The following is a 19,826-nucleotide window of genomic DNA, read 5'->3' on the forward strand; positions in this document are numbered from 1 at the left end:
AGGCCTTCCTTTTTTATTGTTGCCGGGGAGCGGTGTCGCCTGGCCCGGCCTGTAAAATCTTAACGCGACGTCTCTTCAATCAACGGCGCGTCGTGCTGCACATCATCCGCCAGTACCGGCGCGGTGCTGTGGATTTCATTTACACGCTTACGCACGCCAAACCAGCCAGCAACCAGCAGCACCGCCAGCAGCGGAATGGTGGCGATGGTGTAGGTGCCGTTTGGATAGTCAAACGCCATCAGCACCAGCACGCTCAACAGGAACAGCAGGGTCAACCACGAGGTCACCGGTGCGCCCGGCATCTTGAAGCTCACATCCGCCGCTTTACCTTCCTTGATTGCTTTGCGCAGGCGCATCTGGCACACCACGATAAACGCCCAGGAGGCGATAATGCCGATTGCGGCTACGTTCAGGACGATCTCAAACACCTGAGACGGCACCAGATAGTTCAGGAACACGCCAAAGACATACACCACCAGCGTTGCCAGAATCCCCGCGTACGGCACCTGCTGTTTGCTCATTTTCGACATGAACTTAGGCGCAGAACCGCCCATCGACATGGAGCGCAGGATACGGCCCGTGGAGTACAAACCGGAGTTCAGGCTCGAAAGCGCGGCGGTCAGTACCACGATATTCATGATGCTGCCCACGTAAGGCACGCCGAGCTTCGAGAAGAAGGTCACGAACGGGCTTTGACCCGCCTGATAAGCATTCCACGGCAGTAACAGCACCAGCAGTACCACTGAGCCTACATAGAACAGACCGATACGCCAGATTACGCTGTTGATCGCTTTTGGCACCATGGTCTGCGGATCTTTACATTCCCCCGCCGCGGTCCCGACCAGTTCGATAGAGGCGAAGGCAAACACGACGCCCTGAACCAGCACCAGCGCAGGCAGCAGGCCGTGCGGGAAGAAGCCGCCGTTATCCGTTATCAGATGGAAGCCGGTTGCGCCGCCGTCGAGCGGTTTACCGCTGCCGAGGAACACCGTACCGACCACCAGGAAGATCACAATCGCCAGGACTTTTACCAGCGCGAACCAGAACTCCATCTCGGCGAACCACTTCACGCCAATCATGTTCATGGTGCCGACAATCGCCAGCGCGCCAAGGGCAAACACCCACTGTGGTACATCACCAAACGCGCCCCAGTAGTGCATATACAGCGCGACCGCGGTGATATCCACGATCCCGGTCATCGCCCAGTTGACGAAGTACATCCAGCCCGCCACATAGGCTGCCTTTTCGCCGAGAAACTCACGGGCATAGGAGACAAAGCTGCCGCTGGAAGGGCGGTGCAATACCAGCTCGCCGAGCGCACGCAGAATAAAGAAGGAGAAAATACCGCACACCAGATAGACCAGTGCGAGAGCCGGGCCAGCCATTTGCAGACGCGCGCCTGCACCGAGAAACAGCCCCGTACCGATAGCGCCGCCGATGGCGATCATCTGTACCTGACGGTTGCCCATCGCCTTGTGATAGCCCTCTTCGTGAGAGTTCAACCAGCGACGTTTCGCAGCGTGATGATCGGCTGCGTTTTTATTGCTTGTTTTCATTGAGATACCTGTTTACCTGTCTGAATCATCTTAGGGATGCCCGTACATGGCTGTCAGCAGACCAAACGATTGCTTCTGCGCAGCCAGATGTCACCTTTCCAGTCATTCTGCGTATGGATAAGGCAAAACATGGCGAAGCATCCTACCCGCAATCCATAAGCGACGCAAAATATAACCGGTCTGAAAGTGATACGGATCGAATGAAATGGTGTGGTCAGAGCAGACGGGGATCACAACATGCTGAATAGTGACCAGTTTGCAGAGAAAATGACCCGTTAACTGCTGCTTTAATCATCAGCTGTGCTTAATAGTTGCGCAATGGCATTGATGAACTGAATTCATAAGCACAAGCTTTTCTGCGCTGTAGTGCTCATGAACCAATCCCTCTACAGTAAAAGCGTTAATCACGAAAACCCATGAGGAAAAGAGATGCAGCAGCGACAACTCGGACAAAACGGTTTAACGGTTTCCGCACTGGGGCTGGGGTGTATGGGCTTAAGCTTCGGTTACGGCCCGGCGACGGACAAGGCGCAGGCCATTGCCCTCATCCGCGCAGCGGTAGATCGCGGCGTCACCTTTTTCGATACCGCCGAAGTTTATGGCCCGTATATCAACGAAGAGGTGGTCGGCGAAGCGCTGGCACCGGTGCGCGACAAAGTGGTGATTGCGACCAAATTTGGTTTTGACTGCGATCAGCCGGGCCAGGTACTTAACAGCCGCCCTGAACATATTCGCGCGGCGATTGAAGGATCGTTAAAACGCCTGAAAACTGAGGTGATTGACCTCTATTATCAGCACCGCGTCGACCCGGACGTGCCGGTGGAAGAGGTCGCGGGAACGATTGCCGATCTGATTGCCGAAGGCAAAGTAAAACACTTTGGCCTGTCAGAAGCGGGCGTCGACACCATTCGCCGCGCGCATGCGGTCTGCCCGGTCACCGCGCTGCAAAGCGAATATTCCCTGTGGTGGCGCGAGCCCGAGCAGGCGATTCTGCCGCTGCTGGAGGAGTTAAACATCGGTTTTGTTCCGTTCAGCCCGCTGGGTAAAGGCTTTCTGACAGGGGCGATCAACGCGCAAACCACCTTCGACAGCAGCGATTTCCGCAACGTGGTGCCGCGCTTTAGCGAAGCCTCACGGCAGGCCAACCAGCAGCTAGTGGATCTGGTGCAGCGCCTGGCCGCCGAGCAGGGCGTGACAGCGGCGCAAATCGCGCTAGCGTGGTTACTGGCGAAAGCGCCGTGGATTGTGCCGATTCCGGGTACCACCAAACTGCATCGTCTGGAGGAGAACCTCGGAAGCGTGAACGTGACACTGTCACCTGAAGCGCTCGCCCGTATTAATCAGGCGCTGGCGAGCATCGATGTGGTCGGCGATCGCTACCCGCAGCACCTTCAGGCGCGCGTCGGCAAGTAATTTAGGTCTTACGCAGGGCGTCGACCAGCAGCGAAAACGCGGTGGTGTGCTGGCGGCGGCTCGGGTAGTAAAGGTGGTACCCGTCGAAATACGGGCACCATGCCTGCAGGGCCGGGATCAGTCGGCCCTTCGCAATGGCATCCTGCACCGTATCTTCCGGCACATACGCCAGCCCCAGACCTGCCTCGGCGGCATCAATCCGCTGCGGCAGGTTATTTAACGTCAACTGACCCTCCACCCGCACGCGTATCTCTCGCCCATCTTTTTCAAATTCCCAGGCATACAGCCCGCCGAGGGTAGGCAGGCGCATATTGATGCACGAATGGTTTGCCAGCTGCTCCGGCGTTTCTGGCATGCCGTGGCGTGCAAAATAGTCTGCCGAGCCCACCACCGTCATCCGCATATCTGGTGCGATGCGCACCGCAATCATGTCTTTGGCGATCTGTTCACCCAGGCGCACGCCCGCATCAAAACGACCATCAACGATATCCGTCAGACCGTTATCGACGGTGACCTCAACGTGAATATCCGGGTATTGCAGCATAAAGGGTTTCAGCACCGGCCACAGCACCGCCGACATGGCGTGCTCCCCGGCGGTAATGCGAATGTTCCCGGCGGGTTTGTCACGCATCTCGCGCAGGGCCGTCAGTTCCTGTTCGATCTCCAGCAGGTGTGGGCTTAAGCGCATAAAAAGCTGCTCGCCGGCTTCGGTCGGGGCCACGCTGCGGGTGGTGCGCGTGAGCAGGCGCATATCCAGGCGCGCTTCAAGATTGCGCATTGCGTGGCTCAGTGCCGACTGCGACACGCCAAGCTGGGCAGCGGCGCGGGTAAAACTCCGCTCGCGAGCGACTACCATAAACGACAGCAGATCGTTGAAATTGTCTTTCAGCACGGCGAGGCTCCCGATATATGAATTTGGCTCATGGTTCCTTTCTGATTATGCAGTCTAATGCTGCTCCCAGGTTTGCGCTACTGTTAACGCATCAGCAAAACAGGAGACAACATGAAAATTATCCGAAGTGGTTCGTTACCCTCAGCCCGTGGCCCGGAAGCGTGGTTTAGCGGAACCGTGCGCATCGATGCGCCGTTTCAGGCAACGGAACCCGCGTCCGTCGGCGGCGCGACGGTGACTTTCGAGCCGGGTGCGCGCACCGCCTGGCACACCCATCCGCTGGGACAGACTCTGATTGTGACGCAGGGGCGCGGCTGGTTACAGGAGTGGGGCAAAGACGCCGAGGCGCTGAACCAGGGCGATATCGCCTGGATACCGCCTGGTGTAAAACACTGGCACGGGGCCAGTTCACAGACCGCGATGACGCATATCGCCATCGCCGAATCCGTGAACGGCAGCCCGGTGGAGTGGCTGGAAAAAGTGAGCGACGAGGAGTATCAGGGGCGTTAACCGCCAAATACCGCAATCGCCTGTTGCAGTCGTGTGGTGCGCTCCGTCAGGTGATTAGCGGCGCGGGTGACGTTATCGACCATCCCCGTATTGTTGTGGGTCATCACGCCGATACGGGAAATGGACTCGTTGATCAGCGTCAGGGCCAGCGTCTGTTCCTGCGTCGCATGGCCGATCTCTTTGATCAGCGACGTCACCTGTAACACATTGCCAATCATCGCCGTAAGGTGGGTTTCGGTCTGTTCGACCATTGCCACACCGGCGTTGACGCTGGCGACGTTCTTCTCGATCAGCGTTTTGATCTCTTTCGCCGCCGAGGCCGAGTGCTGCGCCAGGTTGCGCACTTCGGCGGCCACGACCGCAAAACCACGGCCCGCTTCGCCCGCGCGCGCCGCTTCTACGGCGGCGTTGAGCGCCAGAATATTGGTCTGGAAGGCGATTTGGTCGATCACACCGATAATATCGACAATCTGACTGTTATCTTTTGAGACCGACTGCATCATGCCGATGGTCTGCTTCATGGCGGTTTCGCCGCTGTGGGCGCTGCTGCTGGTGCGGTCGGCCATATGGATTGCTTCCCCGGCAGTTTGCGCGGTTTGCTCTACGGCGCTGGCAATCTCCTCCACGGCGGCAGCGGTTTGCTGCAAATCATCAGCCGTCTCTTCAGAGCGCGCCTGTAACGCTGCACCTTCTTTCGCCACCTGCTGGCTGATGGTGCTGATCCCGGCAATTTGCGTTCCGACGTCATCGACCAGAGAATTTAAATTCAGCCCCGACTGATTGACCAGGCGCATCATCATGCCCACGTCATCGACACGATCAAAATGAAAATAAGCGGGTTTTCGCCCGGAAACGACCTGTTGCATCTGGCGGACAATCTTTTTAAGAGGGCGGCAAACCTGCACATTCAGATATAACCCCAGCGCAATAAAGAGCGCCATCAGCCCGGCGATTTGCATCACACCTTTTGGTAATAAAAGGGATACCAGTAACGAAAGCAGAGCGGTAACGGCAATACCGTAATTGACTCTTTTCGCCGTGCTCATTTTTTTAAAGAGTGAAAGAAAAGAGAATAACCCGCGACGAACCAGTAAGCCTTTATAAAAACGATGGCGGGTAAGCTGGTTATTTCTGACCCGCTGATAGAGATGTTCAGCGGCGTCTATCTCATCGCGCGGGGGGATATTTCTTACGGAAATATAACCGGTCAGCGTTTCGTTTTGATACACCGGCGTGACGTTGGCACGCACCCAGTAGTGATCGCCGTTATGGCGGCGGTTCTTGACCAGCCCCGTCCAGCTCTGGCCCTGCTGGAGCGTAAACCACATATCCCCAAAGGCGTCAGGCGGCATATCCGGGTGGCGAATGACATTGTGCGGCTCGCCAATAAGATGTTCTTCTTTATAGCCGCTGGCTTCAATAAACGCAGAGTTGGCATAGGTAATATGGCTCTGCGTATTGGTGGTCGACATCAGCGTCGACCCTTCGTTAAGCAAATACTCGCTTTGTGTAACAGGAGTGTTATTTCTCATGAAAAACTCCATGGTGATGTCAAAAAAACAGAAAAGCCGCCCGAAAAATATTCAGGCAAGACAAAAGTTATTGTTGTGTTTATTACGGCCTGCGCATTCTTCCACAAAACAGGGTGAACAAGAAAGCACCTGAATTAACTATTTTTTATCTATTAAACATTGCTTATGTAATGAGATTGCAAAAAAAAGAGTGCCGCCATTTTTAATGGCGAATGAAATTCTCTCCTTAAGTTAAATATAAAGTGGAATATGAATAAACCATAGAAATTGAACTCCCGAAATACACTTTCGTTAACATGGACAGAACGCGGCGGCTAATCTGTTCTGCGCGATAGGCTTATGAAGAGAAGGGGGATGCATTTCTGATTTCCGGCAAACTAAATGTAAATTAATTGTTTCTCAGAGGTGAAATCCCCCTTTAATAATGGCGACATGTTAAGTCAAACGAGAACACAACATGTCCTGGCGAATCAGCATTCTGGATAAAAGCCCTGTGGCGGTGAACGAAACGGCCGCCGACGCGCTGGCGCGTACCCTGAGTCTGGCAAAACAGGCCGAAGCGCTGGGTTTTCACCGCTTCTGGATTGCCGAACATCACAATACCGCTCAGCTGGCCAGCCCCTCGCCTGAGCTGCTCATTGCCTGGATTCTGGGACAAACCAAACACATCCGCGTCGGTTCTGGCGGCGTGATGCTGCAACATTACAGCCCGTACAAAGTGGCGGAAAACTTCAACGTGCTGGCGTCGATTGCCCCTGGCCGCGTCGATTTGGGCGTCGGGAAAGCGCCCGGCGGTTTGCCGCTCTCCACGCGCGCCCTGCAACAGGGGCTGCATCAGAACGAAAAGGGGAGTTTTGCCGATCAGCTGACCCAGCTCGATCGCTGGCTTACCCCATCAACTGACGTGCAGGACGACAGCGTCAAAGCCACGCCATTGCCCTCTGCGCCCGCGGAGAAATTCCTGCTCGGCGCAAGCGTTGAAAGCGCGCAACTGGCGGCGAAACTCGGCTGGAACTTTGTCTTTGCCGCCCATCTCAACGGGGATGTGAATCTCCTGCGCGACGTGCTGGAAACCTGGCGCACTCACAGCGCGCTTAACGTCATCGTGGCGGTCCAGGCGATCGTCGCCCCGACTCAGGCGCAGGCCGATGCGCTGGCGGAAAAAGTGGAAGTGTGGGGCGTTGAGCTGGCGAACGGCCAGCGGGTAACGGTCGCCAGCGAAGAGCAGGCCTATGCCTTTGCGCGACAGGCCGAAAGCGAACCGCTGCGCATTGCCCGCCGCGCCCAGTCGCTGATCAAAGGCACGCCGGAATCGGTGCTCAATGAACTGGAAAACCTGCACCAGACCTGGGGCATCGACGAATTTATTATTGATACGCCCGTGGCGGACGGACTCGCCCGCACGCAATCGCTGCGCTTACTGGCGCAGGCCAAATTTGCCGGGGAGGTGCTGGTATGAGCCTCGGACAACAGCTGATCGACTGGCGCCGTGAACTGCACCGCCATCCTGAACTGTCAGGGCAGGAAGTCGAAACCACCGCCCGTCTGCGCCAGTGGCTGTCGGGGGCCGGGATCACCGTGCTGCCGTACGATCTCCAGACCGGGATCGTCGCCGAAATTGGTCAGGGCCAGAAACAGATTGCCCTGCGCGCAGACATCGACGCGCTGCCGATTGAGGAGCGCAGCGGTGTGGAATTTAGCTCGCAGAATCCGGGCGTAATGCATGCCTGCGGTCACGATATTCACACCAGCGTGATTCTGGGCGCAGCGTTGCAGCTCAAAGCCCGCGAAGCCACGCTGCCGGGGCGAGTGCGCATTCTGTTCCAGCCCGCCGAAGAGAATTTTGGCGGCGCGAAAAGCCTGGTCCGCGCCGGTGCGCTTCAGGATGTCAGCGCGATTTTCGGCATGCACAACGAACCCGGTTTGCCGGTGGGGGCCTTCGCCACGCGCGGCGGGCCGTTTTACGCCAACGTCGACCGCTTTGTGATCCGCGTGACCGGTAAAGGGGCGCACGCCGCCCGTCCGCACGAAGGCTCCGACGCCATTCTGCTCGCCAGCCAGCTCGTCACCGCCCTGCAAAGTGTCGCCAGCCGTAACGTCAATACGCTGGATTCCGTGGTGCTGAGCGTGACGCGCATCGAAGGCGGCAACACCTGGAACGTACTGCCGGAGAGCGTGGAGCTGGAAGGGACGCTGCGCACCCATCGCATTGAAGTGCAGCAGAACGTCAAAGCCCGTGTCGGCGAGATCGCCGCCGGCTTTGCCAGCGCCTTTAACGCGCAGATTGATATCACCTGGTACGCCGGACCGACCGCGCTGGTGAACGATGAACGCTGGGCCGATTTCGCCACCTCTGTGGCGCGCGAAACGGGTTACGAAACGCAGCACGCAGAGCTGCACATGGGCGGCGAAGATTTTGCCGTCTATTTACAGCACATTCCCGGCGCGTTCGTCAGCATTGGTAGCAACAGTCCTTTCGGTTTGCACCATCCGGGTTTTAATCCGGACGAAGCCTTAATCGAACCCGCCGCGCACTATTTCTCGCAGCTTGCAGAAAAAGCATTACATCAAATTTAACCAGTAAGGGGTGACTATGTCTGCAACACGACAATTGCGTCTTGGAACCATATTGCATGGCGCATCGGGAAATATGTCCGCCTGGCGTCATCCGGCAGCCGTGGCTGATGCCAGCATTAATTTTAATTTCGTCAAAGAGACGGCGTTAAAAGCGGAAGAGGGGAAACTCGATTTTTTATTTGTCGCCGATGGACTTTATATTAATGAAAAGTCGATCCCGCATTTTCTGAATCGCTTTGAGCCGTTAACTGTTTTATCCGCTCTGGCGAGCATGACTTCGCGTCTGGGGCTGGTCGGAACGCTGTCGACCTCTTATAGCGAGCCGTTTTCCGTCGCGCGGCAGTTTGCCAGCCTCGACCATCTGAGCAACGGGCGCGCGGGCTGGAATGTGGTGACCTCACCGCTGGAAGGCTCTGCGAAAAACTTCTCCCGCGAAAAACACCCCGAGCACGCTCTGCGCTATCGCATCGCCGATGAGTATCTCGACGTCGTGAAAGGGCTGTGGGACTCCTGGGAAGAGGATGCCTTTGTGCGCAATAAAGCGAGCGGGCAATTCTTTAATCCGCAGAAGTTACACACGCTGGATCACCACGGTGATTTCTTCCAGGTCGCCGGGCCGCTGAATATTGGCCGCACACCGCAGGGCCGCCCGATTGTGTTTCAGGCGGGAGCCTCGGAAGACGGCAAAAAACTGGCGGCGAAACATGCCGACGCCATATTTACGCATCACGAGACCCTGGACGAAGCCAAAGCCTTTTATCGTGACGTGAAATCTCAGCTGGAATTAAATGGCCGCCGCGCTGATGAACTGCATATTTTCCAGGGCGTGAGCGTGATTGTCGGAAAAGATGCCGCAGACGTGGAAGAACAGTATCAAACCACCGCCGCGCTGGTGTCGATAAACGACGCGCTGAATTATCTCGGACGTTATTTCGAGCATCACGATTTTAGCCAGTATCCTCTCGACGAACCTTTCCCGGATATCGGCGAATTAGGGCAAAACAGTTTCCGCAGTACCACCGATGACATCAAACGTAACGCCCGCGAGCGGAACCTGACGCTGCGCCAGGTGGCGCTGGAAGCGGCATCCCCGCGCCCGCGTTTTTCCGGCACCGCGGAAGAGGTGGCCGATGGCCTGCAGCAGTGGTTCGACGCCTACGCCGCAGACGGTTTCATCATTCAGGGCGGTACGCCAGACACCTTCCCGCGCTTTGTCGATCAGGTGGTGCCGCTCCTGCAGGCCCGCGGACTGTTCCGCACCGACTATCCGGGCACCACGCTTCGCGAAAGCCTGGGGTTAGACCAGCCAAAAAATCAGTTCACACAACAATAAGAGAAGACACGCTATGCAGAAAACCTCGCTCGTTCTGGCGCTCGCGCTGGCCTTTACCCCTGCCGTCTGGGCAGAAAATGTGAACATTAACGGCACCGGTGTGAGCATCGAGGCCAATAAAACGCCGGTGAATACCGTCAAAAACGGCGATGCCGTGGCGCTACTGCCGAAGAATTATCGCTTTGCGGTCCCGGGTAAATTCACTGTCGCCGTGGCGGGGCTGAACCAGCCGCCGCTTACCGTGTTCTCCGATGACAACAAAACGCTGCTGGGCAGCGAAGTGGACGTTGCGCGTCTGGTGGCCGACAGCCTCGGGCTGGAGCTGAACGTGGTGCCGACCTCCTGGGAGGACTGGCCGCTCGGCGTGGCATCCGGAAAATATGACGCGGCGATCAGCAACATCACGGTGACCAAAGAGCGCAAAGAGAAGTTCGATTTTGCTACCTATCGAAAAGACTCCCTCGGTTTCTACGTCAAATCGACCAGCCCGATTAAATCCCTTGGGAAGGCTGAAGACATCGCCGGGCTGCGCATTATTGTCGGCTCTGGTACCAATCAGGAAGCGATTCTGCTGGCGTGGAACGCGGAAAACCTCAAAAAAGGGCTGAAGCCGTTTACCCCGGTCTACACCAAAGACGACGCGGCGCAAACCCTGGCGTTGCAGTCCGGGCGGGCTGATGCGTTCTTCGGGCCGAATGTGATTGGCGCGTGGAAAGCGGCCCTGACCGGCAAAACCAAACTGGTGGGCAGCGTGGATGGCGGCTGGCCGAAAGCGGCGCACATCGCCGTGACGCTGAAAAAAGGCTCCGGGCTGGTTGAACCGGTGCAAACGGCGCTCAACGGTGTGATTAAAAACGGGGATTACGACAAGGTGCTCAACCGCTGGGGCGAAGGTGTCGAGCGTATTCCGAGCTCAGAAGTGAACCCGGCCGGGCTGGGCGACTAAGGAGGTCACATGAGCGATCTTTTTCGCGACGTTTCGCCGGAAGATGCCGATCTTCAGCCCATCATTGACGGGCTGTTCGGAGAGTACGCCGCCCGTTACGGCGACTACTTTTCCAAAGACGCGGAAATCGAACTGACCGAGTGGTATCTGCCGCCGCAGGGGCTGTTTATCGTGCTGGAGCGCGACGGCGAGATCATCGCCACCGGTGCGTACAAACCCTTTGACGCGCACACCGCCGAGATCAAACGCATCTGGACGAACAAAACGCTGCGCCAGCAGGGGCTGGCCGCGCGCGTGGTGCAGGAGCTGGAGCGCAGGGCGGTGCTGGCGGGGTACAGCGGTATCTATCTCACTACCGGTTTTCGTCAGCCGGAAGCGGTGAGGCTCTATCTGAGCCAGGGCTACGCGCCGCAGTTCGATCTCGATCGCGATCCGGAAGAGTACAGCCAGCCACCCTTTGACGGGCGTCTGCGCTTCACCAAAACGCTGGTTCGCGAAGCGTTCAGTAAATCCGCATGAGGAACGACGATGAACAACAACGTTGAAACCATCAAAGTGGTCCCGGCGCGCTATCCCTGGCGCACCGTCGGAGCGATTGCCGCGCTGTTTGTGCTGGCGGTCGTCGTTCAGTCGGTGGCCTTTAATCCGCGCTGGGAGTGGGGCGTGTTTGCACGCTGGTTCTTCGATCCGGTAATTCTGGAAGGGGTCGGGCAAACGCTGCTGCTGACCTTAATTGGCACGGCGTTAAGCGTGGTGCTGGGCGGCATGTTAGCGCTGGCGCGACTCTCTTCGTCGTGGCTGTTAAGCACCCTGGCGTTCGGCTATATCTGGCTGTTCCGCTCGCTGCCGCTGATTGTGGTGCTGATCATTCTCTACAACTTCTCGTATCTGTACGACACGCTCTCCCTCGGCGTGCCTTTTACTCAGATAACCTGGGGCAAATTTGAGACCATCAACGTGCTGGGGCAGTTTTCAACCGCCGTGGTTGGCCTGACGCTGGTGCAGAGCGCTTACACCGCCGAAATCATTCGCGGCGGTTTTTTAGGCGTCGATCACGGCCAGTACGAAGCGGCTGCCGCGCTGGGCCTACCGGCCTGGCGTCGCACGGTGCGCATTATATTGCCGCAGGCGCTGCGCACCATTTTGCCGTCCGGGTTTAATGAGATTATTAGCCTCGCCAAAGGCACCGCCATGGTGTACGTCCTGGCCATGCCGGAGCTGTTCTACACCATTCAGATGATCTACAACCGCACGCAGGAAGTGATCCCGCTGCTGATGGTTGGTGCGGCCTGGTATCTGGTGATCACCACCGTGCTGTCGGTCATTCAGCATGTGGTGGAGCGCGGTCTTGCCCGCAGCGAACGCCGCTCGGCGGTAAATCAGTCTCGCGCCAGTCAGCGCACCCGTTCCGTTACCCCATCACAGGAGCCTATCCATGCCAGCCTCTCCTGAAGGACATATTTCGATTACCGGCGTCAGTAAATTCTTTGGTCGCCATAAGGCGCTGGATAACGTCTCGCTTGAGATCCCGCCCGGTTCGGTGACGGTGATCCTCGGCCCGTCCGGCTCCGGTAAATCGACGCTGTTGCGCACCATTAACCACCTGGAGCGCGTCGATGAAGGCTTTATCCAGATTGACGGGGATTACATCGGCTATCGCCGTCAGGGCGACAAACTCTATGAGCTAAAAGAGAAAGAGATCCTCAAGCAGCGCGTCAACGTCGGCTACGTGTTCCAGAACTTTAACCTGTTCCCGCATCTCACGGTGCTGGAAAACCTGATTGAAGCGCCGATTGCGCATAAGCAACTGAGCCGTAAAGCGGCGGTAGAGCGGGCATACGGCCTGCTGGATGTGGTCGGGCTTCGTGAAAAAGCCGACGCCTGGTCGCGTCATCTTTCCGGTGGCCAGCAGCAGCGCATCGCCATTGCCCGTGCGCTGGCCCTGCGCCCGCGGGTGATGCTGTTTGATGAGCCGACGTCGGCTCTCGACCCGGAACTGGTGGGCGAAGTGCTGGACGTGATCAAAAAACTGGCCCGATCCGGCACTACGCTTGTGGTGGTGACGCATGAGATCGGTTTTGCCCGCGAAGTGGCGGATCAGGTGGTGTTCATGGTCGATGGCAAAATAGTCGAGCAGGGCAGTAGCGACGAGGTATTAAACCGTCCGTCCCACGCGCGAACGCGTCAGTTCCTGTCAAAAGTGCTGTAAGGAGAGGGTATGAAATACGGATTGCTGGCGCTGCTGGGCGTCGTTTCAGTGAGCCAGGCCAGCATTGATTTAAAGGCTAACGAACAGCCGCTGCCGGTGACGGTGGATCAGGCGGCGATCGCGAAGATCCCGCAGGGCTATAAATTTGTCGAGCCGGGTACGCTGACGGTCGCCATCTCTGCCCTTAATTCGCCGCCGCTGGCGTTGCTCGCCAGCGATAATCGCACCCGCATTGGCAGCGATCCGGATATCGCCCGGCTGCTTGCGGGGAGTCTGGGGTTAAAACTGAAACTGGTACCGACCGCCTGGGAAGACTGGCCGCTCGGGATCAGCTCCGGGCGTTACGACGTGGCGCTGGTGAACATTGCGGTGACCGAGCAGCGTAAAGAGAAGTTTGATTTTGCCACCTATCGCGTCGATTCACTGGCGTTTTCGGTGAAATCCACCAGCGACGTGCAGACGATCAAAAACGCCGAAGATCTGGCGGGTAAAAAGGTGATTGTCGGCTCCGGCACTAATCAGGAGCGCATTCTTCTCGGCTGGAACGAGGAGAACAAAAAGGCCGGGCGCGAGGCGGCGCTGCCGGTCTATCTGACGGATGACGCTTCCGGCAATTTGTATATTCAGTCCGGGCGCGCGGATGTGTTTTTCGGCCCGCAGTCGGTTTCCGCTTATAAAGCGGCGCTGACGGGCAAAACCAGGGTAGTGGGGCTTGGGCCGAAAAAAGCCTATGTTGCGACCACCACCAAAAAGGGGAATGAGCTGGTGTATGCCCTGCAGGCCGCGCTCGATGGGGCGATTCAGCGTGGGGAGTATCAGCAGGTGCTGGCGCGCTGGGGTGAGCAGGGCGAAGGCGTCGCGCGCTCCGAAGTCAATCCGCCGGGCATCACCTACTGATGTTCTACACTTAGAATTTGTTCTGAGTGGGGGCAGTATGATTAACGTGTATGGCGTACCCGGCTGGGGTTCGGCAATCAGCGAAGTGATGCTGACCCTGGCCGATATTCCCTATCGTTTTATCAACGTCGAAGGGTTTGATTCGCCCGGCCCGCAGCGCGTTCTGCTGGAGAAACTCAATCCGCTGTGCCAGGTGCCGACGCTGGAGCTGGAAAATGGCACAGTGATGAGTGAAACGGCCGCCATCGGCCTGATGATTCTGGACCGTTGTCCGGAACTCGCCCCACCCGTGGGCCATCCCGACCGGGCGCAGTTTCAGCGCCTGCTGATCTGGCTGGTGGCCAATGTCTATCCTACGTTTACCTACGCCGATTACCCTGAACGCTGGGCGCCGGACGCACCGGAACAGCTGCGTGAAAATTGTATCGCCTGGCGTAAGTCGCTCTACCTGTGGCTGGATAATCATCTTAAAGCCGCGCCCTATGCGCTTGGCGAGCAGCTCACGCTGATTGACGTCTATGTTGCGGTAATGCGCACCTGGGGCCCGCGCCACGCGTGGTTTGCCGCCAATACGCCGCGTATCACCGCCATTGCCGATGCTGTCTGTCAGCGGCCAGAACTGCACAAGGTGTTAAAGGCGAACGAAATTATCTGATAAGTTGAAATGCTCACAACAACAGGAGCCTGCAATGCCACACGTTGATATCAAATGTTTTCCCCGCGATTTGAACGATGAACAAAAAACCGCCCTGGCGGCGGATATCGCGGAGGTGATTATTCGTCATTTTAACAGTAAAGACAGTTCAGTCTCTGTTGCCCTGAATCAGGTGCAGCAGGAAGACTGGAAAGCGCAGGTTTGGGATACGGAAATCGGACCGAAGCTGGATGAACTCATCAAAAAGCCTGGGTATTCGATGTAAGATTTAGGCCGGGTGGCGTCTGCGCTTACCCGGCAAAAAACGCTAGCCCATCACCCGCAACAACGTATCCAACAGCCCCGGAAAGCGGGCATCCAGATCTTCTCTTCGAAGCGAAATCATATTCTCGCGTCCCTGCGGGCGCTGCCAGATCACGCCGCTATCGCGCAGCACGCGCCAGTGATGGGTCATGGTCGATTTGGCAATGTCTTCCGGGCGCAGGGCGTTGCAGCTCATTTCACTGCCATCAGCGAGCAGGCGGAGGACCTCCAGTCGCAGCGGGTTACCGAGGGCTAACAGCACATTTTCCAGCGTGATTTGTTCAGGTTCGGGGTGGTTGGCGATCATAGACTTCCTGGGTTAGCGGGAAGGTGAGCTATCTTAATGATAGGCCCATCCTTAAAAATATAGTTCGTATATACTCGTACAATAGGACTATTATAGCAGACGAACACACAGACGACCATTCCGGTCGTTCTACTCAAGTCAAACTGACTAAGGATTTATCATGCCCCGACCCATCCCTCTTGAGCGTTATCGCAACATCGGTATCTCCGCGCATATCGATGCCGGTAAAACGACCACCACCGAGCGCATTCTGTTTTACACCGGAATGAGCCACAAACTGGGTGAAGTCCACGATGGCGCGGCAACAACTGACTGGATGGCGCAGGAGCAAGAGCGCGGGATCACCATTACGTCCGCGGCGGTGAGCTGCTTCTGGCCCGGTATGGATCGTAATTTTGAACCGCACCGGATCAACATTATCGACACCCCAGGGCACGTGGATTTCACCATTGAAGTGGAACGATCCATGCGCGTGCTCGACGGTGCGGTGATGGTTTATGACTCCGTCGGTGGCGTCCAGCCGCAGTCGGAAACCGTCTGGCGCCAGGCGAACAAATACCACGTCCCGCGCCTGGCGTTCGTCAACAAAATGGACCGTCCGGGAGCCGATTTCTTCCGCGTGGTGCAGATGATGATTGATCGCCTGAAGGCCAACCCGGTGCCGATTGTCATCCCTGTTGGCGCTGAAGAGCACTTCAGCGGGGTGGTCGATCTCATCAAAATGCGCGCCATTTTATGGGACGACGCCACCCAGGGCATGACCTTCAGCTATGCGCCGGTCCCGGACGATTTGCTGAGCACCGCCAAAATCTGGCGAGAAAAAATGGTCTCGGCCGCCGCGGAAGCCAGCGATGCGCTGATGGATAAATACCTGGAAACGGGCGATCTGGATGAAGCGGAAATCATCGACGGGCTGCGCATACGCACGGTCAAAGGTGAAATCCAGCCGATGCTGTGCGGCAGTGCCTTTAAAAACAAAGGGGTACAGCGCATGCTCGACGCGGTGATCGAACTGATGCCGTCGCCCCTCGACGTGCCGGCTATTGATGGCGTGGATGATAAAGGGCAACCGGCGGAGCGTCACCCGAGCGACGACGAACCCTTCTCGGCGCTGGCGTTCAAGCTGATGACCGACCCGTACGTCGGCCAGCTGACCTTTATCCGCGTCTATTCCGGCGTGCTGAGAAAAGGCGATGCGGTATACAACCCGGTGAAAGGGAAGAAAGAGCGTATCGGGCGTATTGTGCAGATGCATGCCAACGACCGTCATGAGGTCGATGAACTACGCGCGGGCGATATCGCCGCCTGCGTGGGGCTGAAAGATGTCACGACGGGCGACACCCTGAGCGATCCGGATCATCTGATCACCCTGGAGCGTATGGAGTTCCCGGACCCGGTGATTTCACTCGCGATTGAGCCGAAAACCAAGGCCGATCAGGAGAAAATGGGGATCGCGCTGCAGCGCCTGGCGGCAGAAGATCCGTCGTTCCGCCTGCACACGGACGAAGAATCCGGCCAGACGATTATCTCCGGGATGGGCGAGTTGCACCTGGAAATTATCGTCGACCGCATGAAACGCGAGTTTGGCGTTGAAGCGAACATTGGCCGTCCACAGGTCACCTACCGCGAAACCTTGCGTAAAGCGGTGAAAGAGATCGAGGGCAAATTTGTCCGTCAGTCCGGCGGTAAAGGGCAGTACGGCCACGTAGTGCTAAGCCTTGAACCGCTTGAACCCGGCAGCGGCTTTAAATTTGAAGACGCCACCAAAGGCGGCGTGGTGCCGCGCGAGTACATTCCGTCCGTGGAAAAAGGCTTGCGTGAAGCCATGAACAGCGGCGTGCTGGCGGGTTATCCGGTGGTAGACGTGAAAGCGACCCTGACTTTTGGTTCGTACCATGACGTCGACTCCTCGGAAATGGCCTTCCGCATGGCGGCGATCTTCGGCTTTAAAGAGGGCGCGCGCAAAGCGGACCCGGCGATTCTGGAGCCGGTGATGCACGTGGAGGTGGAGACGCCAGAAGAGTACGCCGGGAATATCATGGGCGATCTCTCTTCCCGTCGCGGGATGGTGCAGGGCATGGAAGAGCGGTTCGGCAGCCAGATTATTCGCGCTGACGTCCCGCTGGCCGAGATGTTTGGTTACGCGACCACCCTGCGATCGATGTCGCAAGGGCGTGCAACCTACAGCATGGAGTTCCACCATTACGCCGAAGCGCCGCGCAATGTGGCCGATGACATTATTGCCAGTCGCGCGAAAGGCTAGCGCAGCCCGTTAAGCAGGAAAAATGCCCGGTGAACCGGGCCGACAAAATAAGCGCCGGAATTTATTCCGGCGCTTTTACGATCTTCCCGCTCGTCACAAAAGTTCCCGCCCCCAGGTGATGCAGCGTATTCAGTTTCTCCTCATCAAACTGCCAGCGTCCGGCGACAAACGCGCGTGAATCCGCTGCCGCAGCCACCACTTCGCCAAACAGCGTATCGTATTTTTCCGCCGCTGAGGTCGCAGGGAGTAAGCGACACTCCATCCACGCCAGACACCGCTCCTCTATCACCGGCAGGCCCAGCACCGGGCCGCTGACTGCCGGAATGCCGTAGGCGTTAAATTTATCCTCATCGCGACCGCTGACGTTGCCCACGGCGTAGGTCCAGTTTGCGGCGGCGACGCCCGGAATGACGATACCAAACATGCCGCTGCGCTCAATCAGTTCGCGCGACCACGCGCTTTTATCCACCACAATCGCAATGCGCGGTGGCTCGAATTCGACGGGCATCGACCAGGCCGCGGCCATCACGTTGCGTCTGTCGATTTGCTCATCGCGGCTGGTGATAAGCACCGTCGGGCCGTGATTGAGAAGGCGGCTCGCATGTTTTAATTCAACGGGACGGAAATGGTTCACAGGAACTCCTCATACAGGGGCAATACGGCATTAAACGGCTGAAACGCAGGTGAAATCAAGCTGCAACATGCGTGTCATGCGTTCGTCATACAGTCTCCCTACAGTGGCGAACACGAAATCCCAAAGAGGATAACAAGATGTACAGCACTATCACGCTCAACGGCGTGTCGTACGCGTTTGGTGCGAACACCGTGTTAAATCAACTCGATCTGCATATTGATGCGGGTAGCGTCGTCGCGCTGCTCGGCCCGTCTGGCTGTGGGAAAAGCACACTGCTGCGACTGCTCGCCGGGCTTGCACAGCCCGCACAGGGCGAAATCTTCTTTGGTGACCGACGGGTGGCGAAAGCAGGCTGGTCGCTGCCGCCGGAGGCCCGTGACATCGGCATGGTCTTCCAGGATTACGCCCTCTGGCCACACATGACGGTGGCCCAAAACGTGGCCTTCCCCCTGAAAATGCGCCACATCCCGCGCCGTGACATCGGCACGCGCGTGGCGCAGGCGCTGGCACGGGTTGGCTTAAGCGATTTTGCCGACCGCAAACCGGCGGGGTTATCCGGCGGCCAGCAGCAGCGGGTGGCACTCGCCCGGGCGATCGTCGCCGAGCCGCGCGTGCTGTTGTTCGACGAACCGCTCTCCAATCTCGACAGCGAACTGCGCGAATCACTGTGTCATGAGATGGCAACGCTTTTGCGCCAGCTCGGGACGACGGCCATCTATGTTACCCACGACCGTCGGGAGGCTGAACTTCTGGCCGATCGCATCGTGCATTTGTCTGCAGGCAGCGTGGCTGCCGATCGTTTGATTTCATCCTCAGGGGAGTTCGCATGAAAAGGTCATTTGCCGTTACTAAAGGAGTTCTTCTCGCCATGGCGCTATCTTCCGTCATGATGTCCAGCGCCCATGCGCTGACCGTCTACACTGCAGGGCCAGGATCGCTGGCCAAGAATCTGGCAACCGGGTTTGAAAAGAAAACCGGGGTGAAAGTGGATATTTTCCAGGCGACCACCGGCAAAGTCATGGCGCGTCTGGAGGCCGAACAGGCCAACCCGCAGGCGGATATTTTGATCTCCGCCTCATGGGATACGGCAGAAGATCTGCACCAGCGCGGCTGGCTGTTACCGTACCAGAGCGCGAATGCGCAGCACGTGCCGGCTACTCTGAAATCCACGGATTATGTCGCCCAGGGTGTGTCGGCGCTTGGGATCGTCTGGAACACCAAAAGCGGCACCCCGGAGCCAAAAGAGTGGCAGGATCTGACCACCGATGCGTTCAAAGATAAAGTCACCACGCCCGATCCGGCGCTGTCAGGCGCGTCGCTCGACCTGTTGATCGGGCTGCAAAACGGCATGGGCGACAACGCCTGGACGCTGTTTGATAAGCTGAAAAAGAACGGCATGGTGGTCAGCGGCCCGAACGCGCAGGCGGTGACGCCGGTGATGCAGGGGGCGAAAGCGGCGGTATTTGGCGCGGTTGACTATGTCTCTTACGGCAATATCAATCAGGGCGAATCGCTTAAAGTCATTTTCCCGTCCAGCGGCACGGTGATCGCGCCGCGTCCGATGATGATCCTTAAATCCACCGCCCATGCCGACGACGCCAAAGCGTTCGTCGATTATGTATTGTCGCCGGAAGGCCAGACGATGGTGGCCGATGCCTGGCTGATGCCCGCGCGCGACGATGTTCAGGCTAAACGCCCGCTGCTCAACGAGCTGAAAATCCTGCCGACCAAAAGCGAGGGTAGCAGCGAGCGCAGCGATATTCTCAAGCGCTTCAACACGCTTTTCTCCCTGTAATTCA

19 protein-coding genes and 1 pseudogene are annotated in these 19,826 nt (G+C 57.6%); 15 read left to right on the plus strand and 5 right to left on the minus strand.

Annotated elements, in window-relative coordinates:
• Positions 1 to 59 precede the first annotated feature (59 nt).
• Positions 60 to 1,556 (minus strand): L-asparagine permease, encoded by a 1,497-nt coding sequence (ansP, locus tag DAI21_RS15230; RefSeq protein ID WP_100780049.1) that lies wholly within the window; start codon positions 1,554 to 1,556, stop codon positions 60 to 62.
• 429 nt (positions 1,557 to 1,985) lie between these two features.
• Between ansP and DAI21_RS15235 the strand changes: the two genes are divergently transcribed.
• The gene (locus DAI21_RS15235; protein WP_107703501.1) at positions 1,986 to 2,969 is read left to right on the plus strand and encodes an aldo/keto reductase; all 984 of its coding nucleotides are present in this window, start codon (positions 1,986 to 1,988) and stop codon (positions 2,967 to 2,969) included.
• Between the two features lies 1 nt (position 2,970).
• Here the strand turns inward: DAI21_RS15235 and DAI21_RS15240 are convergent, their stop codons facing one another.
• Positions 2,971 to 3,861, minus strand: a complete 891-nt coding sequence (locus tag DAI21_RS15240; protein ID WP_100780051.1) for a LysR family transcriptional regulator — start codon at positions 3,859 to 3,861, stop codon at positions 2,971 to 2,973.
• Positions 3,862 to 3,972: 111 nt separating this feature from the next.
• Here DAI21_RS15240 and DAI21_RS15245 point away from each other — a divergent pair, with 111 nt between their 5' ends.
• The gene (locus DAI21_RS15245) at positions 3,973 to 4,371 is read left to right on the plus strand and encodes a cupin domain-containing protein (RefSeq protein ID WP_100780052.1); all 399 of its coding nucleotides are present in this window, start codon (positions 3,973 to 3,975) and stop codon (positions 4,369 to 4,371) included.
• Here the strand turns inward: DAI21_RS15245 and DAI21_RS15250 are convergent.
• Positions 4,368 to 5,903, minus strand: coding sequence for a methyl-accepting chemotaxis protein (locus tag DAI21_RS15250; protein WP_107703502.1), 1,536 nt, complete (start codon positions 5,901 to 5,903; stop codon positions 4,368 to 4,370). The two genes, DAI21_RS15245 and DAI21_RS15250, sit on opposite strands and share 4 nt — an antisense overlap.
• Between DAI21_RS15250 and DAI21_RS23395 the strand changes: the two genes are divergently transcribed.
• The 10 genes and pseudogenes from DAI21_RS23395 (at position 5,902) to pptA (ending at position 14,785) form a co-directional block, all read left to right on the plus strand.
• A complete protein-coding gene (locus DAI21_RS23395; RefSeq protein WP_255409570.1) occupies positions 5,902 to 6,036 on the plus strand; it encodes a hypothetical protein in 135 nt (44 codons plus the stop codon). The genes DAI21_RS15250 and DAI21_RS23395 overlap by 2 nt on opposite strands.
• 324 nt (positions 6,037 to 6,360) lie before the next feature.
• Entirely contained in the window at positions 6,361 to 7,362 is a 1,002-nt protein-coding gene (locus DAI21_RS15255) for an LLM class flavin-dependent oxidoreductase (protein ID WP_107703503.1), read from the plus strand.
• Entirely contained in the window at positions 7,359 to 8,480 is a 1,122-nt protein-coding gene (locus DAI21_RS15260) for a M20 peptidase aminoacylase family protein (protein ID WP_102103784.1), read from the plus strand. The genes DAI21_RS15255 and DAI21_RS15260 overlap by 4 nt, the downstream gene beginning before the upstream one ends.
• Positions 8,481 to 8,496: 16 nt before the next feature.
• A pseudogene (locus DAI21_RS23270) lies at positions 8,497 to 10,759 on the plus strand (NtaA/DmoA family FMN-dependent monooxygenase).
• Between the two features lie 9 nt (positions 10,760 to 10,768).
• Entirely contained in the window at positions 10,769 to 11,278 is a 510-nt protein-coding gene (locus DAI21_RS15275) for a GNAT family N-acetyltransferase (RefSeq protein ID WP_100780058.1), read from the plus strand.
• 9 nt (positions 11,279 to 11,287) lie between these two features.
• Positions 11,288 to 12,211: an amino acid ABC transporter permease gene (locus tag DAI21_RS15280; protein WP_100780059.1), complete on the plus strand. Its 924-nt coding sequence runs from the start codon at positions 11,288 to 11,290 to the stop codon at positions 12,209 to 12,211.
• Positions 12,195 to 12,968: an amino acid ABC transporter ATP-binding protein gene (locus DAI21_RS15285; RefSeq protein WP_100780060.1), complete on the plus strand. Its 774-nt coding sequence runs from the start codon at positions 12,195 to 12,197 to the stop codon at positions 12,966 to 12,968. Before DAI21_RS15280 ends, DAI21_RS15285 begins: the two co-directional genes overlap by 17 nt.
• A 9-nt stretch (positions 12,969 to 12,977) precedes the next feature.
• The gene (locus DAI21_RS15290) at positions 12,978 to 13,865 is read left to right on the plus strand and encodes an ABC transporter substrate-binding protein (RefSeq protein ID WP_107703506.1); all 888 of its coding nucleotides are present in this window, start codon (positions 12,978 to 12,980) and stop codon (positions 13,863 to 13,865) included.
• Between the two features lie 37 nt (positions 13,866 to 13,902).
• On the plus strand, positions 13,903 to 14,520 hold the full coding sequence (locus DAI21_RS15295) for a glutathione S-transferase family protein (protein WP_107703507.1): 618 nt from the start codon (positions 13,903 to 13,905) through the stop codon (positions 14,518 to 14,520).
• A gap of 34 nt (positions 14,521 to 14,554) precedes the next feature.
• Positions 14,555 to 14,785 (plus strand): tautomerase PptA, encoded by a 231-nt coding sequence (gene pptA, locus DAI21_RS15300; RefSeq protein ID WP_012017474.1) that lies wholly within the window; start codon positions 14,555 to 14,557, stop codon positions 14,783 to 14,785.
• Positions 14,786 to 14,827: 42 nt separating this feature from the next.
• Here pptA and DAI21_RS15305 read toward each other — a convergent pair whose 3' ends face one another.
• On the minus strand, positions 14,828 to 15,130 hold the full coding sequence (locus DAI21_RS15305; protein ID WP_107703508.1) for a helix-turn-helix transcriptional regulator: 303 nt from the start codon (positions 15,128 to 15,130) through the stop codon (positions 14,828 to 14,830).
• Positions 15,131 to 15,290: 160 nt separating this feature from the next.
• Between DAI21_RS15305 and fusA the strand changes: the two genes are divergently transcribed.
• Complete coding sequence (gene fusA / locus DAI21_RS15310) at positions 15,291 to 17,393, plus strand: elongation factor G (RefSeq protein WP_107703509.1); 2,103 nt, start codon at positions 15,291 to 15,293, stop codon at positions 17,391 to 17,393.
• 61 nt (positions 17,394 to 17,454) lie between these two features.
• Here fusA and DAI21_RS15315 read toward each other — a convergent pair whose 3' ends face one another.
• Entirely contained in the window at positions 17,455 to 18,027 is a 573-nt protein-coding gene (locus tag DAI21_RS15315) for a flavin reductase family protein (RefSeq protein WP_107703510.1), read from the minus strand.
• Between the two features lie 137 nt (positions 18,028 to 18,164).
• Between DAI21_RS15315 and DAI21_RS15320 the strand changes: the two genes are divergently transcribed.
• The gene (locus tag DAI21_RS15320; RefSeq protein ID WP_107703511.1) at positions 18,165 to 18,857 is read left to right on the plus strand and encodes an ABC transporter ATP-binding protein; all 693 of its coding nucleotides are present in this window, start codon (positions 18,165 to 18,167) and stop codon (positions 18,855 to 18,857) included.
• Entirely contained in the window at positions 18,854 to 19,822 is a 969-nt protein-coding gene (locus DAI21_RS15325; protein ID WP_107703512.1) for an ABC transporter substrate-binding protein, read from the plus strand. Before DAI21_RS15320 ends, DAI21_RS15325 begins: the two co-directional genes overlap by 4 nt.
• Positions 19,823 to 19,826 lie beyond the last annotated feature (4 nt).

It is taken from the genome of Lelliottia sp. WB101 (assembly GCF_003051885.1).
Taxonomy (GTDB): Bacteria; Pseudomonadota; Gammaproteobacteria; order Enterobacterales; family Enterobacteriaceae; genus Enterobacter; species Enterobacter nimipressuralis.